Source organism: Bradyrhizobium murdochi, from assembly GCF_000472965.1.
Taxonomy (GTDB): Bacteria; Pseudomonadota; Alphaproteobacteria; order Rhizobiales; family Xanthobacteraceae; genus Bradyrhizobium; species Bradyrhizobium murdochi.
In genome coordinates this window covers 1,066,769-1,081,044 of the sequence record NZ_AXAU01000001.1, presented here as the reverse complement: position 1 = coordinate 1,081,044, position 14,276 = coordinate 1,066,769, and the positions used below count along the sequence as shown (strand labels likewise).

The window sequence follows — 14,276 nt, the reverse complement described above, 5'->3', positions numbered from 1 at the left end:
TGCAATGCTGGTTCCACCGCGTGGCCAGATTCAGGAATAGGAACAGGTATTCTGCTGAGACATTAACAGCGTGAGCTAATGTTCGAAGGAGAACCCGTTCAGCCATGACCCGAAATCGCGAGCCCAATGGCGTCGAGCCCGAGAAGTCGGAAGACGATATTCAGCGAGAGCAGCTCGGACCGCGCGGCGTGCCTGGTGCCCCCGACCCTGCGAGGATGACGCCTCAACGGGAGAAGAAGACGCCAAAGCACATCGAACCCGGACACACGGCATAGCGCGAAGCGGGAGCGCTCGCGTTCGAGGCCGAAAACTCCCGCGGCCTGCCCATCAGGCTAGTTCCCGAACGCAATCTGAACTCCCAGATTGGATTCAACCGATCCAGGAGTTCTGTCATGCCCGACCCGACCGCAGCTATCCTTCCGTCGTTATCCTCCGCCCTTGCCGATGTCGTCGCCCGGACAAAGGCCGCGATCGTCTCGGTGCATTCGCACCGCTCGCGGGCCTCGGGCTTCATCTGGAAACCCGGCCTGATCGTGACGGCTGATGAAGCACTGGCCGACGAAGGCGAAGTCTCAGTCAAATTTGCCGACGGAACGACGCAGTCGGCCAAGATCGCAGGACGCGATCACACCACCGATATCGCGCTGCTGCGGCTCGAGACCAAAAGTGATGCCAGCAATACTGCCTCTGTCGCGCTCTCGCCTGTTGTTCCGAATCTGGGCTCGCTGATGGTCGTGGTCGCTGCCGAGCATGGCGTTCCCACGGCGGCGCTCGGCGTCGTCTCGCTAATCGGGGGCCGCTGGCGCAGCCTTCGGGGCGGTGAGATCGATGCCAGGATCGAGCTCGACGTGCGGCTGCGCAGCAATCACGAGGGGGGACTTGCCGTCAATGCCTCCGGCGAAGCGATCGGCATGGCCGTTCAAGGGGTGCGACGCATTCTCGTGATTCCCGGCGCGACGATCGACCGGATCGCGGGAAGGCTTGAAACCCACGGCCGGATTGCCCGCGGCTATCTCGGGGTTGGATTGCAGCCGATCAAGCTCGACGATGGCGTCGGAGCGATGGTGATGAGTGTCGACAAGTCAGGTCCGTCGGCCGCCGCCGGTATCCTGCAAGGCGACGTGATCGTCGGCTGGAATAACGAGAAGCTGACCAGCATGCGCTCGCTGATCCGATCGCTTGGGCCCGACAGTATCGGCTCCGTCGTCGACATTACAATTCGCCGCGCCGGCCAACCGCTGCAAGTCAAGCTCACGATCGGTGAAAGGCCAGAACCGTGAGCGAGGAGGCCTCGCCGGTCATTGTGGTGGCTATCGAGATCGCCGATCCGGTGCTGGCGGACCGGCTCGCGTCGCTGCTCGGCGGAGTATCCGGGCTTCGCTTGGCGGCGTCGGGAGAGGCAGCGACAGTCGCGCTCATATCACGTGACGCGCCGACGGCCGTCGACGCGTCCGAAATCGATCTCACGCCACGCGAGCGCGACGTGCTTGTCCTGATGGCCGAAGGCGCATCCAACAAAGCCATTGCGCGCCAACTTGGAATATCCGTGCATACCGCCAAATTCCATGTGGCTTCGCTGCTTGCCAAACTTGATGCCACCGGCCGCACCGATGCTGTGGCACATGCCGCACGACTTGGCGTGATCAACCTGTGATCTCCGCGCGCGCTCGACCGGCAATCTCGCGCCTTATCCGCGGCCCTTGTTTGCCGCGTGGTCTTTCAACTGCTCGGTTTGAGACCATTTGCTGTCCTGGCCACGATCGCGCGAATGCTCAGCCTTGTCGCGGTTGGAAAGCACCGCGTTGTCGCCGATCAGGTCGTTCTGCACGTCGGTCATAGCGCCGGTTCCGGTGCCTTTGCCCTTCGCGCCAGGGCCGAGGTGCTTGCCGTCTCCGTGTGCTCCACGTGTCATAGTACTGTCCCCTATGGCTTTTGAGGCTTGTGGCCGGACTGGCCCTGACGATTGTGCTTGTTGTGCTGGCTTTCCTGGTTGAGCCCGCCGCGGCTTACCGGAAATTCCGATTGACGTGCTTGGCGCTTCGCTATTTTGGCGCCGCCACGGTGCTGGGTCTGTGCAATCTCCTCCATCTGCCTCGCGTCGGGCACATCGGGCTTCCGTTCGAGAATGCGCATTTGCTGCTCGTGCGTCTTCTTCCCTTGCAGCGGCATTCTCCGCGGAGCACTATCCCGATCGTTTTGCGGCGGCCCGCGGCGGCGGTCGCGAACTTCTGCTTTGGTGATACCGCCCTGAGGATTGGTATCGTTCTCGATGTCGCCCTCGAAGGTATTGGCGCCCTCGAATTCCTCAAGCTCGTCGGACGTTACCTGCGCCATCGATGTTCCCTTCGAGCCTCCGATCAGCGGATTGCGAACAAGATCGACGTTAGTCGGTCGGTTCAGTTTCACATGCTTGGTGCTCATGACGCGTCCTTCGATGCGGGATGGGTGCCGCCGCCCTTTCGCTCCGGATCGTGAGTGTGGTGGGTATCATGTTCGCCCCCGCCGCCGGACACCTTGCTGTGCCGGCGCTGCGGATCATCGGCGGGCGGCTTTTCGACGTGAAGCGGCGCCTTGGCGTTTTCATGGGAAGCACCCGGGCCGCCCTGGCGAATGCTCGCGCGCGTCTTCGTTGAAGTCGACATGGTGCTCGCTCCTGACTAGCGATCCTGCTGATAGCCCTGGTGAGTCGTGTTCTGAGCGGTGTTGCCCTGCTGCCCCTGCTCACGGGGATTTTCAACGCGGCCGCGGCCCTTCCGAACTTCATGGGCGTTGCCGGATCTCGGATCACCTGTACCCTTGTGGCTTTGATTGTCCTGCGGCACGGGCGGAGGTCTGGTCATGGTTCGCTCCCGTTGTTTTCGTGCTGCAAGACAACGCCCGGCGAACATCAGGGTTCTTGTCGATCTTCGGAACCGCGATCAGATGCCGCATCAGGCCGCCGATGAAACCCGGTTGTTACGAGGCCACAACGCCTGGACGTCTTCCGGAAGCGCGTGGCGCACCTTCTCGACCTGATTGGGATCGACATGATGGTTCAGAACGCGGAACACCGCCTGCGCTGCATCTTTGGAATCGACCGGCTTCTGCGAACTAAGTTCTGCCGAGACGATGGAGAGAAACTCATCTGCCGATCGCCACGCCTTCGGCGTTTCACTCGGCCGCCATTGGTCGTAATAGGTGCCGCGCACCAATAGCGGAAGCTGCGCGCCGAGATGTGCGGCCAGATTGACCGGAACCCGGTCGCGGATGGTTCGCAATACCGATCCCAGAATATGCCACGCCAGCTTGCGATCGCGCGGCAGGTTTGTCATCACTTCGTCCAACCACGTGTTGGTGATCTGGAGCGTTCTATCGAATACTTCGAGACCCGTTGCGCTCATGGGAACTCTCCGTCGGTTCAATTGGAGATGACGGGCTAACGATGCTGGTACAGATCGGTTCGCAGCGCTGGAAGGTTTTACTGCCCATACGCGAGTTCATTCGGCCACTGGTATATGTCTCCTGGGATGCAGTTGTGTCGACAAGATAAAACACCGTCAGGTAGCGCCGCTTGTTGCGGCGGGACTATCTCGGAACCGCTTCCACAAGCACGCTAGATGTCCTAAGGAGCGGCCCACAGCGATTTTCTCCCTTCAGGGCCCAATGATCCGTCTCGATAACGTCAGTAAGCAAGTCGGCCACCAGATTCTCTTCATCGAAGCCTCCGCAGCCCTTCAGAAGGGCGAGAAGATCGGCCTCGTCGGCCCGAACGGGGCGGGCAAGACCACGCTTTTCCGGATGATCTCGGGCCAGGACCTACCCGACGAGGGCCAGGTCTCGCTCGATCGGGGGATCACTATCGGCTATTTCAGCCAGGACGTCGGCGAGATGTCGGGCCGCAGCGCCGTGGCCGAGGTGATGGACGGCGCCGGGCCTGTCAGCGTCGTGGCAAACGAGCTCAGGGAGCTCGAGGCCGCGATGGCCGATCCGGATCGTGCAGACGAGATGGAAGATATCATCGCGCGCTACGGCGAGGTGCAGCACCGCTTCGAGGAGCTCGACGGCTATGCGCTTGACGGCCGGGCCCGCGAGGCGTTGTCGGGCTTAGGCTTCAGCCAGGAGATGATGGAGGGCGACGTCGGCGCGCTTTCCGGCGGCTGGAAGATGCGGGTCGCGTTGGCGCGCATCCTCCTGATGCGGCCTGACGTGATGCTGCTGGACGAGCCGAGCAACCATCTCGATCTCGAGAGCCTGATCTGGCTCGAGCAGTTCCTGAAGGGATACGAGGGCGCGCTGTTGATGACCTCGCATGACCGCGAGTTCATCAACCGTATCATCAACAAGGTCGTCGAGATCGACGGCGGGACGCTCACGACATATTCCGGCAATTACGAGTTCTACGAGCAGCAACGCGCGCTGAACGAAAAGCAGCAGCAGGCCCAGTTTGAGCGTCAGCAGGCGATGCTGGCGAAGGAGATCAAGTTCATCGAGCGCTTCAAGGCGCGCGCTTCGCATGCGGCGCAGGTGCAGAGCCGGGTGAAAAAGCTGGACAAGATCGAGCGCGTCGAGCCGCCGAAGCGGCGGCAGACGGTGGCATTCGAGTTTCTGCCGGCGCCGCGCTCGGGTGAGGATGTCGTCAGCCTGAAGAACGTCCACAAGGGCTATGGCAGCCGCACCATCTATCAGGGGCTCGATTTCATGATCCGCCGCAAGGAGCGGTGGTGCGTGATGGGCGTCAACGGCGCCGGCAAGTCGACGCTGCTGAAGCTGGTGGCGGGCTCGGCCGAACCTGACGATGGCACGGTGGCGATCGGCGGCAGCGTCAAGATGGGCTACTTTGCCCAGCACGCCATGGACCTGCTCGACGGTGAACGCACGGTTTTCGAATGGCTGGAAGATTCCTTTCCGCAGGCGGGACAAGGATCGCTCCGCGCGCTCGCGGGCTGCTTTGGTTTCTCCGGCGACGACGTCGAGAAGAAGTGCCGCGTGCTCTCGGGCGGCGAGAAGGCGCGGCTGGTGATGGCAAAAATGCTCTACGATCCGCCGAATTTCCTGGTGCTGGACGAGCCGACCAACCATCTGGACCTCGCGACCAAGGAAATGCTGATCAATGCGCTGTCCGAGTTCGAGGGTACCATGCTGTTCGTGTCCCACGACCGGCATTTCCTCGCGGCGCTCTCCAACCGCGTGCTGGAGCTGACGCCGGAGGGCATCCACCAATTTGGCGGCGGTTACACCGAATATGTCGCGCGCACCGGGCACGAGGCGCCGGGATTGCGGAGTTAACCTCGTAACCCCGATGGCGAAGCGCGATCCGGCTACAGCCTAATTGCCCACCAGCGGCGCGATGGCTTCGATTTCATTGGTCCAGATGCCGCCGGAATAGTTTTGCGGCAATCGAGCAAACTGCTCGGGCGTATCTATTCCGGTTGAGAATTCGCCGCCTCGGTAAGGGCCGAGCACAAACACTTCGCTATTGGCTGCTCGAATGCGGCTGAGGAAGCGGTCGGGCCAGCCCCAGAGCCATGGGGCGACGTTGATCGGCACCATCACCATCGCATTGTTGCAGGCCTGAGGGACGAGTCCGGTCCAACCGTAACCGATGTAGCCGAGCAGGCAGCTCTTGATGGTCGAACGCGAGATGGTTCGGACATCCGGCAGCCGCCGGCGGACCATTTCGACCGGTTCGTCGCCGCCATAGACCATGATCTGCGCTCGGCGTTCGGCGGGGAGCTTGGTCAGCACGGCTGCCAGCTTCTCTCCCTCGGACGCGTCCCGGCTCTTGACGTTGATCAGCAGCCGCTGTTGCGGAAAGGCCGCCAGTACTTCGGCGAGCGTCGGCATCAGGCCGATGCCCTTGCCGCGAAACGGAAAGGTCTTGCCACCATCGGCTGTATAGCCATGGCCGATGTCGAGCTTCTTCAAATAGGCCATGGAGTGCTCGCGCGTGACGCCGCGCCCGTCGGTGCGGCAATTCAGCGTCCAATCATGAAACACCGCGAATTCGCCATCGGTCGTCGGGTGAACGTCGAGCTCGACGACATCGGCGCCGGCCGCAAGGCTGGCTCGCATCGATTCGATCGTGTTCTCGAGATAGTGATGGTTTGACGGCAGCATTCGCGCCGCCGTGCAGGTGTCGTTCTTCAGCTCGCGCTCGTCGAAGCGCTGGGCGATGCCGCGATGCGCGAGCAGGACGGGCTTGCCTTCCTGATGGGCGGCGAGATGATTGGTGTTGTTGAGGTAAATGGCTGCGCCAAAGACGGCGATCGCCGCTGCCGCATATTTCAGTTTCTTGTTCAAGACTTGCCCCCGCCTGCGAGGCGGATCGCTAGGCACGATTTTTGGTCTATTTGCGGCAGCGCGAGGTCGCCAATATCCCCGAGGACGAGGTCATCATGACCTGCGTCGCCATGGGCTATCCCGACGACAGCTTTCCCGCCAATGCCGTCCGCTCCGACCGCGAGCCGAACGGCGATTTCGTCCGCTATGTCGGCTTTGCGGATTGACGAGCGAATTTACGCCGCACGCACCTCCGAGAGGAAGCGGTTGACTTGTCCGGCGAGATCCTTGGACTGCGAGGATAACTGCTCGGCCGCTCCGAGCACCTGATTGGCGGCAGCGCCGGTATCGTCGGCGGCCTTCTGGACGCCGGTGATGTTGGAATTGACCTCCTGTGTGCCGCGCGCGGCTTCCTGCACGCTGCGGGAGATTTCCTTCGTCGCGGAGCCCTGTTCCTCGATCGCGGCGGCAATCGCGGTTCCGATCTGGTCGATCTCGGCGATCACGTTGGCGACGTTCTGGATCGCCGTCACGGTCTGATCGCTCGCCGCCTGAATGGACGCGATCTGCTCAGAGATTTCGGTGGTTGCCTTGGCAGTCTGGCCGGCCAGCGATTTGACTTCGGAAGCGACGACCGCAAAGCCACGGCCGGCATCGCCGGCGCGCGCGGCTTCGATGGTCGCGTTCAGCGCCAGCAGGTTGGTCTGCGCGGCAATACTCTGGATCAGCGTCACGACGTCGCCGATCTTCTGCGCGCCCTCGGCGAGCGAGCGGGCGGTCTCGCCGGTGCGCCGCGCATTATCGACGGCGCGGGCGGCGATTTCGGTCGATTGCGCGACCTGGCGGCCGATCTCGGAGATCGAGGAGGTCAATTCTTCGGTGGCGCTGGCAACCGTCTGTACGTTAGCCGAGGTCTGCTCGGAAGCGGCGGCAACGATTGCCGCCTGGCGGTTGGTGGCGGTCGCCGTCGACGACATCGACTGCGCGGTGTCTTCCATGACGGACGAGGCGGCCGAAAGTCCGCCGACGAGTTCGGTGACCTTGGCTTCGAACGCGCGGGTGAGTTCGTCGAGCACCTGGGCGCGGCGCATCTTGCCGTCGTTCTCGGCGGCCTTCTCGGCGGCAAGACGTTCCGCCTCGATCATGTTGTCCTTGAAGACGCCTACCGCCGATGCCATCGCGCCGATCTCGTCGCCGCGGCCGGCGCCGGCGATTTCACCGGATACGTCGCCGCTGGCCAGCCGCGACATGGTGGCGGTGAGGTCCAAGATCGGCTTGCAGACGCGGCGGCGTACCATCACGATCAGCGTGGCGCTGGCGGCGACAACCGCGATCAGGCCCGCCAGCGCGACCAGGAAGCTGAAGCGCGCGGAGGAATAGGCCTCACCGAGCACCTGCTCGGCGTTGTCGTAGAACGCGTCGCGGACCGTAATGATCGACGCAAGACCGAGTTGCGTCTCCGCGTAGTAGGTTTCCATATCATGTTCATATTTGCCGCTGATGGCGCCATCCTTGACGAGCTTCAGCTCTTTGCCGAAGCGATCGACATAGGCCGCGTTCATCTTGTCGAGCGCCGCGGCCACATTGGCCGGCGTAGAGGGATTGCCGCGCAATTCCTGCAGCGACATCAGAATCTGATCGTTTCTCCCCTGCGAGCGGCTGATCTCCATCTTCTCGGCTTCAGTGGCTACCCGGTTGGCACCGATGAGATTCTTGTGCAGGCTGGAGTTGAGACCGCCGACGTCGCGTAGCGTCCAGGCGATATTGGCGTAGCTTGCCTGCCGGTAGGCCGTGCCGTCGAGCAGCGCGATCTTGCGCACCTGCTCGTCGAGCAGCGTTGTGACAGCCTTGTTGAAGACGGAGTTGTCGGAAACGATCTTCTTGGCAGCATCGCGGCGGGCTTCCGGCGGACCGGTGAGGGCCTTGTCGATGGCTGCGCGCAGTGCGGAGAACTGAGTGTTCAGGGCATCGATGCTGCTGCCGACGGCGGCACTGTCATCGATCGCGCCTGCCAGGGTCGCTTTGACCCGGTTCATCTTGTCGCGCGCCCCATCGGTGTTCTTGCGATATTTGTCGAGTTCGGTGAGCAGTTTCGGATCCACGGCAGGAGGTCCGAACATGATGTTGGTGGCAAAACCGCGCTCGGGATTCATGTAGCGCGGGATATCGCCGACCGCGCGCACCACCTCCAGCCGGGTCTGCGCGACCGAGACCTTGTCCATGGTCTGGTACTTCGAAACCGCCACGTAGACGGCGAGCCCGCCGCCGACGGCGGAAAGCGAGACGATGGCAGCGGTGAGGAGGGTACCGATTTTCATGGGATTTTAGGCCATTTGCGCTGGTAACGGATGTGCGGACTGCCAGTATAGGTGGTGCAAATTAATCCAGGGTTTATGGTTGCACGTGTCACACCGGCCCGTCCCAGTTGGTCTTGGCGATGGCGCGTGGTGCCGCGGCCTTAGCGGCAGAGGAGCGAGGAAATGAAGATCGTTGTTATCGGCGGTACAGGTCTGATCGGTTCGAAATTGGCCCCGTTGCTCGCCTCGCGCGGTCACGAGGTGCAGCAGGCGTCCCCGAGCAGGGGGATCAACGCCGTGACCGGGGAGGGGCTGCAACCGGCGCTCGTGGGAGCCGACATTGTCGTCGACGTCTCGAATTCGCCCTCGTTCGAGGACAAGGCGGTGCTGCACTTCTTCGAGAGCGGAACCCGCAACCTGATTGCGGCGGCGAAACAGGCCGGTGTGCGGCACTGCATTGCACTGTCGATCGTCGGTACCGATCGGCTTGAGAGCAGCGGATATTTCCGCGCCAAGCTGGCGCAGGAGCGGCTGATCGAAAATTCCGGGCTGGCCTACACGATCCTGCGCGCCACCCAGTTCTTCGAATTCATCGGTGGAATCGCGGACTACGGGCGCAGGGACGGCGAGGTTCACGTTTCCAGCCAGTTGATGCAGCCGTTGTTGTCCGATGAGGTCGCCCAAGCGCTGGCCGACGTGACGCTTGGCGAGCCTGCCAACGGCATAAGCGAGGTCGCGGGTCCCGAAGCGGCGCCGCTTGCGGATTTCGTCGGCCGCTGGCTCCGCAAGCAAGGCGATACCAGCAAGATCGTGGCGGGCGCGGACGTGCCGTATTTCGGCGCGCCACTCGCGTTGCGCACGCTGGTGCCGGACGACGGCGCGCGGATCATGCCGACGCGTTTCGACGATTGGCTGGGTGGGGCGGTTCGTTCGGCATGAATTACATGAGCTCGTGATAGACAGCGAAAGGCGGCTATCCAGTCCGCTGCGGCCTATCCACGTCATTGCGGTGGCATGGATTGCTTCGCTGAGCCTGTCATCCGGCGGCGCTTCGCGCCGACCGGGTGGCTCGCAATGACGACGAGTGTCGAAGCACCACAAGCTGTCATCCTCCGCCAACGGGTCGCGCGAATGCGCGCCCGATGACAGGCTCCGGCTCCGTCGCTGCGCAAATAGTTTCACGCAGCTTAGCGCCAGCACCGCGACGCCCGAACCACACGACTTCGCCGTACGCTTCCTGCGCGTACGTCTAGCGCGCCATCCGCGTCCACCGCATCTCACCGCACGTTCGTGACGATCGCGAGCCGCCCCTCCATCGGGTGAGACAGCGGAGTTATGCGACTGATTTGCCCCTCGCGTTAAGCGGAATATTTTTGATTCCGGGGCTTGACACCATTTCGGAAAATCAGAAGTGATTTGCCTGCGGCGGATTGCACTGGAGGTCCGGCGCCTCCAGTCACAGGCTCCGCGCTCAGCGCGTTTCCTCTTCCGCGTTCTTCGATGCGGATTTTGGCTGCGGCGCCTTTGAACCCATTTCCTGACAGGGCAGTTGCGTCCATGAGCCGTCGGCCGCCTGCTGATAGGCATGGCAGGAGGCGGAAGCGGGTGCTTCGTTCGTCTTTGCCGGTTGGGAATTCGTGTTGGAGTTCCTGGCGAGCGTCGGCGCTGCCAAAGTGAGGAGGGCGGCCGCCGAACCGAAGAAGATCGCTTGCCCTAACCGCATGGGAAATTCTCCTTTATCGAAAACGATGTGTTCTTCCTAAAAAGGATTGTGGAATTTTTTGGGAATGCTGATGGACGTACCGGCACTTGCTTAACGTTTTGCAAACGTCTGAAGGCCGCCGACGCGCTGCAGCGGAAGTTGAATTCTGTTCTCGCGGTATGGAACCAGTTTCTTCGGCCGTGCGTTGGCTTGGCATCACGCCGAGAGGCACGACCTCCATGCGTCGGGAAAAGTCACTCTTCAATGCGCTGCTCACCCATTTTCTGATGGGCGTGGCGCTTGGACTAACGCTGGTCCTGTTGCTCGGCCTCATCGATGCCTTCCATGTCAGAGACCTCGTCGCCAAGAGCGGCGCACCTGTTCAGACCACGGTGATGCTGGTGACAACCTACGGGCTAATGTTCGGCATCGGCGCAGCGCTGACCGGTTTGGTGTTGACGCTGGAAGACGAGAGCTGAGGTCGGACCGCCTGATCAGCGGCGCAGGCGGGCGATCGTGCCGGCGGTGATCTGCATGGCGACGCCGACCACCCATCCGGCCATGATCATCCAAATCCATGCCAAATGCGGATCGTGGCGCAGCACGATTAGGCCGACGCAGGCGAACGCCGAGAAAGCCGCGAGGAAGGTCCCAATCGAGCCGAGCAGTTCCGGCGTATCCACTCTGTCGACCCAAGCGTCATCGCGAGATCGGTCGTTCGATGCGGTGAGGCGCAGCGGCGTATCGATTCCGAGGTAAAAGCCGATAGCGCCACCGATCATCATCAGCAGCAGGAAGGCCTGATTGGTGAGTGCGGAGTGGCTCGTCCCAACCAGAGCGGCCACAAACAACCCGCTCGCGGCGCCGGCCATGGCAAGCCCGAGGCGTTCCAGGACGTGGGCGACTTTTCGAACGCCGGTTTGCATGACGGTGAGCCCGCCGGTTATGGAAGGAAGCTTAGGACGGTTTCCAACAAGGTGAAAGCAACTTAGCGGTGCAGGTAGTGCGCCGAATTGATACAGCGCAAGATGTGTCGGCCTGTAGAATTGGCTATGCCTGCTTCGATGGAGACGCGAACATGAGTCTGTTGGATACGCCATTCGATCCCGCGCGCGAGGCGGCGCTCGTAACCGGCGCAGGTAACGGAATCGGCCGCGCGATTGCGCAGGCGCTGGTGGGCGAGGGCGTCCGCACGGTGTTTGCCGATGTGAACCGGGACACGGTCACGGCGGCAGCCAAAGCGTCGCCGCGGCCGGAGTTGGCGCTGCCCTGGGTCGGCGATCTCGCCGATCCAGCGGCGCGCGAAGCGCTGCTGGCTGACGCCGCGTCTGCCGTCGGGCGCGTGACGCATTTCGTGCACAGCGCCTCGCCGCCGCGGCGCGAAGCCGATCATGCGCTCGGCGTCACCACGGAGATTTGGGCGCAGATGCACGCGGTGAATCTGGATGCCGGATTCCATCTTTCGCGCGAATTGGCGAAAAGACTGATCGCCGACAAACAGCCCGGCTCGTTCCTGCTGCTGACCTCGCTGCATGCCGGCACGCCGCGCAACCTGCCGCATTACTCGACGGCGAAGGCGGGGCTTTCGATGCTGGTGAAGGAATTGGCCAAGACGTTCGGCCGCTTCAACATTCGCGTCAACGCCTTGGTGCCGGGCGCGATTGCGGCCGGCGGCTTCGTTGCCGATCCCGCGCTCGCAAGACACATTCCGCTCGGCCGGCTCGGCCAGGCCGAAGACCTTGCGCCGCTGGCGCTGGCGGTGCTGTCGAACCGGATATCGGCCTATGTCACGGGCGCCGCGATCGCGATCGACGGCGGGCTGTCGCTGACGAACTGGTTCGAGCCCCCGGAGCTGGGGGATTTGTAGCTTGTAGGATGGGTGGAGCGAAGCGATACCCATCACCTTTGCGGCCCGAATGATGGATTTCGCTTTCGCTCAACCCATCCTACGGGGACTATCAGATGGCGCCGCCTTGATGCTTCTCGTGCCATTTCGGGCCGGGGCCGCGCATGTAGTGCAACTCGGGGCGATAGCGGTTGCGGGCAAGGTCGAGCAGAACCTGCCATCGCGCGGCGACCTGGTTCAGGTATCGAAGAAGCGATTGCATGGCCAGCATGGCGACCTCTCAATGCGGCTCGCCGAGCACGGACGAAAACGGCAGGGCGAAGATTTCGACGTCGAGATCGTCGCTCGCATGCAGCGTCCAGTCGCGCCAGTCTTCCGGGCACTGCGCCGTAATCAGCGACTGCACGACGCGGGCGGCGTGGTCACGCACTTCGGCCAGATTTCCGACGGCAAAGCCACGCTGATCGATGCGTACGCCGTCGGAATTGGAGCAGTGGAAATAGACTAGTGCCATGTCCGACTCCCGCGATTGCGATTCACGCTGAAAAATATCAGGCGGAAGACCGGCTTGATATTCGGGGAGATTGCGGGGCGGGATTTTACGGGGGCGAGTGGCCTCGAGTGGAACCGCGCGTCCCCAGACTTGTCCTAAAATTATAATCTACTGCGGCAGGAGGAACGAGATTTTCGGTTCGGCCGTTTTGACGAGGAAGCCGCGACATTCGAATCGCCGCGGCGAGGACGGATGCAACCCCGGGAGAGCAACATGATGTCAGAAATGCAGATCCACACGATTGCACGTCAGATGATGGAGAAGCACGGCCTCACCGCGATCGCACAAGCCGCACACAACGCACAGGCTTGCGAGAGCAGCGGCGACATCGAGGAAGCCAAGGAATGGCGTCATATCGAAGACGCCATGAAGCTGATGCGAGGCCCGCATCAGAGCTAACGGATTTGTCTCGGATGCGGCGCGGCGCAGCGCGCAGCATCCGGGACACGCAGTTACTTACCGCAGCGGCATCGGCGGGCGGACCACCGGCTCGCCGTCATCAGCCATCGATTGCTGCGGCGGTGCCGGCGGCAGCGGCGCGGGGGCGGCGGCTGGCGGCGGTGGGGGGACATAGGCGGCTTGAGCCGGTGGGTAGTAAGCCGGCTTCGGCTTCCGGACAGGCGCGACAGGCGCATTCGCGGATCGGGGCGGCGGCGGCGCGGCTGTTACCCTCGGGCGAAAATTCTGCTCGGGCCGGACCTCAGCAGCCCTCGCTTCCGCAGCTTTCATTTCGGCAGCCTTGGCAAATTCCCGCGCCATTTGCGCCTGGCCTGCCTTGAGCTGCGCGATGGTGGCTTTGAGTTCTTCAACCTGCTGGCCCATCGCGGCGAGATCCTGTGCCATCGATTGCAACTGGGCCGATTCCGCGGAGGGAGCCGCCGCGGCAGTAGCTGTGGGTTCGGGCTGAGTCGGTGCTGCCGTTGCCGCCGGCTCCGCTGCGGCCTGATCGGTTGCGGTCGCGGGAGCGGCCGGCGCGCTCGGTTCCTCGGCCACGGCGGGCTTGGCCGCCGAAGGCAAGGCTGCCAGCACGAAGGGCGGCGCCCATTCGGCAGCCATGGCCTTGGCCTGATCGCCATAATGCTGCCAGGCGGCGGCAGCAATGGCGCCGACCAAGGCCAACAGCGCCATCACTACGCGCTTCGTCCATTTGGCTATTGGCCGCTCGCCGGCGGGCTTCAGGCCATCCAGCTTGATCTCCTCGCCCGGTCTGATGTTGTTGACCTGGACATCGCGCATCTGGACATCGCGTATGTCGGTGGTGCGAAACGTCGGTTCGACCTGCGGGGTTGGCGCGCTGATCGAAATCGCGGGCGCGACGTGAACCTGCGGCCTGGCCGCGGCTTGCACTTGCGGCTTGGCCGCGACTTCAGCTTGCGGCGCGACATGAACCTGCGGCGCTACCGGTTGGACTTGAGGCGCTACGGGAGGGGCGGCCGGATCGTGGGCCAGCGGCGGCGCCTTGTGGGCGTGTGCGGCCAGCACCGATTCGATCGCAAAAACGTCGTGCGGATCAGCCTCTTTCAAAGTTGGCGTGGATTGCATTGGCGGTCCCTTGCTCAGTCCAATGTCACCCGGATCGGGGCGGCAAGCATGCTCTGCTGCGTGGAAAACCTCTGCCCT

21 protein-coding genes are annotated in these 14,276 nt (G+C 62.8%); 9 read left to right on the top strand and 12 right to left on the bottom strand.

What is annotated here, in order from left to right; translation table 11 throughout:
- Positions 1-104: 104 nt before the first annotated feature.
- From YUO_RS47035 to YUO_RS0105540, 3 genes are all read left to right on the top strand, one after another.
- The gene (locus YUO_RS47035) at positions 105-275 is read left to right on the top strand and encodes a hypothetical protein (RefSeq protein WP_198027971.1); all 171 of its coding nucleotides are present in this window, start codon (positions 105-107) and stop codon (positions 273-275) included.
- A 117-nt stretch (positions 276-392) separates the two neighbouring features.
- A complete protein-coding gene (locus tag YUO_RS0105545; RefSeq protein WP_028346380.1) occupies positions 393-1,280 on the top strand; it encodes a S1C family serine protease in 888 nt (295 codons plus the stop codon).
- Positions 1,277-1,654: a response regulator transcription factor gene (locus tag YUO_RS0105540; protein WP_028346379.1), complete on the top strand. Its 378-nt coding sequence runs from the start codon at positions 1,277-1,279 to the stop codon at positions 1,652-1,654. The genes YUO_RS0105545 and YUO_RS0105540 overlap by 4 nt, the downstream gene beginning before the upstream one ends.
- Positions 1,655-1,687: 33 nt before the next feature.
- Here the strand turns inward: YUO_RS0105540 and YUO_RS0105535 are convergent, their stop codons facing one another.
- The 5 genes from YUO_RS0105535 to YUO_RS0105515 all read right to left on the bottom strand — a co-directional run bounded on the left by YUO_RS0105535 (position 1,688) and on the right by YUO_RS0105515 (position 3,380).
- Positions 1,688-1,837 (bottom strand): hypothetical protein, encoded by a 150-nt coding sequence (locus YUO_RS0105535; protein ID WP_235782628.1) that lies wholly within the window; start codon positions 1,835-1,837, stop codon positions 1,688-1,690.
- 86 nt (positions 1,838-1,923) lie between these two features.
- Positions 1,924-2,421 carry a hypothetical protein gene (locus YUO_RS47600; protein ID WP_235782627.1) on the bottom strand — a complete coding sequence of 166 codons (498 nt, stop codon included), beginning with the start codon at positions 2,419-2,421 and terminating at the stop codon, positions 1,924-1,926.
- The gene (locus YUO_RS0105520; protein ID WP_028346377.1) at positions 2,418-2,642 is read right to left on the bottom strand and encodes a hypothetical protein; all 225 of its coding nucleotides are present in this window, start codon (positions 2,640-2,642) and stop codon (positions 2,418-2,420) included. Before YUO_RS0105520 ends, YUO_RS47600 begins: the two co-directional genes overlap by 4 nt.
- Before the next feature lie 15 nt (positions 2,643-2,657).
- Positions 2,658-2,840 carry a hypothetical protein gene (locus YUO_RS44540; protein ID WP_083754509.1) on the bottom strand — a complete coding sequence of 61 codons (183 nt, stop codon included), beginning with the start codon at positions 2,838-2,840 and terminating at the stop codon, positions 2,658-2,660.
- A gap of 90 nt (positions 2,841-2,930) precedes the next feature.
- On the bottom strand, positions 2,931-3,380 hold the full coding sequence (locus YUO_RS0105515; protein WP_028346376.1) for a DUF2267 domain-containing protein: 450 nt from the start codon (positions 3,378-3,380) through the stop codon (positions 2,931-2,933).
- A gap of 262 nt (positions 3,381-3,642) precedes the next feature.
- Between YUO_RS0105515 and YUO_RS0105510 the strand changes: the two genes are divergently transcribed.
- Positions 3,643-5,265 (top strand): ABC-F family ATP-binding cassette domain-containing protein, encoded by a 1,623-nt coding sequence (locus tag YUO_RS0105510; protein ID WP_028346375.1) that lies wholly within the window; start codon positions 3,643-3,645, stop codon positions 5,263-5,265.
- 39 nt (positions 5,266-5,304) lie between these two features.
- Here YUO_RS0105510 and YUO_RS0105505 read toward each other — a convergent pair whose 3' ends face one another.
- Positions 5,305-6,279, bottom strand: a complete 975-nt coding sequence (locus YUO_RS0105505; RefSeq protein ID WP_028346374.1) for a glycerophosphodiester phosphodiesterase family protein — start codon at positions 6,277-6,279, stop codon at positions 5,305-5,307.
- Between the two features lie 41 nt (positions 6,280-6,320).
- On the opposite strand from YUO_RS0105505, the gene YUO_RS44535 reads away from it, so the two are divergent.
- Entirely contained in the window at positions 6,321-6,485 is a 165-nt protein-coding gene (locus YUO_RS44535) for a nitroreductase family protein (protein WP_235782626.1), read from the top strand.
- 9 nt (positions 6,486-6,494) lie between these two features.
- Here the strand turns inward: YUO_RS44535 and YUO_RS0105495 are convergent, their stop codons facing one another.
- Positions 6,495-8,576 (bottom strand): methyl-accepting chemotaxis protein, encoded by a 2,082-nt coding sequence (locus YUO_RS0105495; RefSeq protein WP_028346373.1) that lies wholly within the window; start codon positions 8,574-8,576, stop codon positions 6,495-6,497.
- 162 nt (positions 8,577-8,738) lie between these two features.
- Between YUO_RS0105495 and YUO_RS0105490 the strand changes: the two genes are divergently transcribed.
- On the top strand, positions 8,739-9,494 hold the full coding sequence (locus YUO_RS0105490) for an SDR family oxidoreductase (RefSeq protein WP_028346372.1): 756 nt from the start codon (positions 8,739-8,741) through the stop codon (positions 9,492-9,494).
- A 532-nt stretch (positions 9,495-10,026) separates the two neighbouring features.
- On the opposite strand, the gene YUO_RS0105485 is transcribed toward YUO_RS0105490, so the two are convergent.
- Complete coding sequence (locus YUO_RS0105485; protein WP_028346371.1) at positions 10,027-10,278, bottom strand: hypothetical protein; 252 nt, start codon at positions 10,276-10,278, stop codon at positions 10,027-10,029.
- Between the two features lie 218 nt (positions 10,279-10,496).
- Here YUO_RS0105485 and YUO_RS43615 point away from each other — a divergent pair, with 218 nt between their 5' ends.
- A complete protein-coding gene (locus YUO_RS43615) occupies positions 10,497-10,736 on the top strand; it encodes a hypothetical protein (RefSeq protein ID WP_063830275.1) in 240 nt (79 codons plus the stop codon).
- 15 nt (positions 10,737-10,751) lie between these two features.
- Here the strand turns inward: YUO_RS43615 and YUO_RS0105475 are convergent, their stop codons facing one another.
- The gene (locus YUO_RS0105475) at positions 10,752-11,183 is read right to left on the bottom strand and encodes a hypothetical protein (protein ID WP_028346370.1); all 432 of its coding nucleotides are present in this window, start codon (positions 11,181-11,183) and stop codon (positions 10,752-10,754) included.
- A 152-nt stretch (positions 11,184-11,335) separates the two neighbouring features.
- Here YUO_RS0105475 and YUO_RS0105470 point away from each other — a divergent pair, with 152 nt between their 5' ends.
- Entirely contained in the window at positions 11,336-12,124 is a 789-nt protein-coding gene (locus YUO_RS0105470; protein WP_028346369.1) for an SDR family NAD(P)-dependent oxidoreductase, read from the top strand.
- Positions 12,125-12,215: 91 nt separating this feature from the next.
- Here the strand turns inward: YUO_RS0105470 and YUO_RS47020 are convergent, their stop codons facing one another.
- Positions 12,216-12,374 carry a hypothetical protein gene (locus YUO_RS47020; protein WP_198027970.1) on the bottom strand — a complete coding sequence of 53 codons (159 nt, stop codon included), beginning with the start codon at positions 12,372-12,374 and terminating at the stop codon, positions 12,216-12,218.
- 9 nt (positions 12,375-12,383) lie between these two features.
- On the bottom strand, positions 12,384-12,617 hold the full coding sequence (locus YUO_RS0105460; RefSeq protein ID WP_028346368.1) for a DUF6894 family protein: 234 nt from the start codon (positions 12,615-12,617) through the stop codon (positions 12,384-12,386).
- Positions 12,618-12,869: 252 nt separating this feature from the next.
- Here YUO_RS0105460 and YUO_RS0105450 point away from each other — a divergent pair, with 252 nt between their 5' ends.
- Positions 12,870-13,055, top strand: coding sequence for a hypothetical protein (locus YUO_RS0105450; RefSeq protein ID WP_028346367.1), 186 nt, complete (start codon positions 12,870-12,872; stop codon positions 13,053-13,055).
- A gap of 57 nt (positions 13,056-13,112) precedes the next feature.
- Here YUO_RS0105450 and YUO_RS43610 read toward each other — a convergent pair whose 3' ends face one another.
- Positions 13,113-14,198 (bottom strand): hypothetical protein, encoded by a 1,086-nt coding sequence (locus tag YUO_RS43610; protein WP_051379233.1) that lies wholly within the window; start codon positions 14,196-14,198, stop codon positions 13,113-13,115.
- Positions 14,199-14,276: the final 78 nt, after the last annotated feature.

Coding starts and splice junctions, on each gene's coding strand:
- YUO_RS47035 (WP_198027971.1), top strand. CDS start 105: ATGACCCGAAATCGCGAGCCCAATGGCGTCGAGCCCGAGAAGTCGGAA.
- YUO_RS0105545 (WP_028346380.1), top strand. CDS start 393: ATGCCCGACCCGACCGCAGCTATCCTTCCGTCGTTATCCTCCGCCCTT.
- YUO_RS0105535 (WP_235782628.1), bottom strand. CDS start 1,837: ATGACCGACGTGCAGAACGACCTGATCGGCGACAACGCGGTGCTTTCC.
- YUO_RS47600 (WP_235782627.1), bottom strand. CDS start 2,421: ATGAGCACCAAGCATGTGAAACTGAACCGACCGACTAACGTCGATCTT.
- YUO_RS0105520 (WP_028346377.1), bottom strand. CDS start 2,642: ATGTCGACTTCAACGAAGACGCGCGCGAGCATTCGCCAGGGCGGCCCG.
- YUO_RS44540 (WP_083754509.1), bottom strand. CDS start 2,840: ATGACCAGACCTCCGCCCGTGCCGCAGGACAATCAAAGCCACAAGGGT.
- YUO_RS0105515 (WP_028346376.1), bottom strand. CDS start 3,380: ATGAGCGCAACGGGTCTCGAAGTATTCGATAGAACGCTCCAGATCACC.
- YUO_RS0105510 (WP_028346375.1), top strand. CDS start 3,643: ATGATCCGTCTCGATAACGTCAGTAAGCAAGTCGGCCACCAGATTCTC.
- YUO_RS0105495 (WP_028346373.1), bottom strand. CDS start 8,576: ATGAAAATCGGTACCCTCCTCACCGCTGCCATCGTCTCGCTTTCCGCC.
- YUO_RS0105490 (WP_028346372.1), top strand. CDS start 8,739: ATGAAGATCGTTGTTATCGGCGGTACAGGTCTGATCGGTTCGAAATTG.
- YUO_RS0105485 (WP_028346371.1), bottom strand. CDS start 10,278: ATGCGGTTAGGGCAAGCGATCTTCTTCGGTTCGGCGGCCGCCCTCCTC.
- YUO_RS43615 (WP_063830275.1), top strand. CDS start 10,497: ATGCGTCGGGAAAAGTCACTCTTCAATGCGCTGCTCACCCATTTTCTG.
- YUO_RS0105475 (WP_028346370.1), bottom strand. CDS start 11,183: ATGCAAACCGGCGTTCGAAAAGTCGCCCACGTCCTGGAACGCCTCGGG.
- YUO_RS0105470 (WP_028346369.1), top strand. CDS start 11,336: ATGAGTCTGTTGGATACGCCATTCGATCCCGCGCGCGAGGCGGCGCTC.
- YUO_RS47020 (WP_198027970.1), bottom strand. CDS start 12,374: ATGCTGGCCATGCAATCGCTTCTTCGATACCTGAACCAGGTCGCCGCG.
- YUO_RS0105460 (WP_028346368.1), bottom strand. CDS start 12,617: ATGGCACTAGTCTATTTCCACTGCTCCAATTCCGACGGCGTACGCATC.
- YUO_RS0105450 (WP_028346367.1), top strand. CDS start 12,870: ATGATGTCAGAAATGCAGATCCACACGATTGCACGTCAGATGATGGAG.
- YUO_RS43610 (WP_051379233.1), bottom strand. CDS start 14,198: ATGCAATCCACGCCAACTTTGAAAGAGGCTGATCCGCACGACGTTTTT.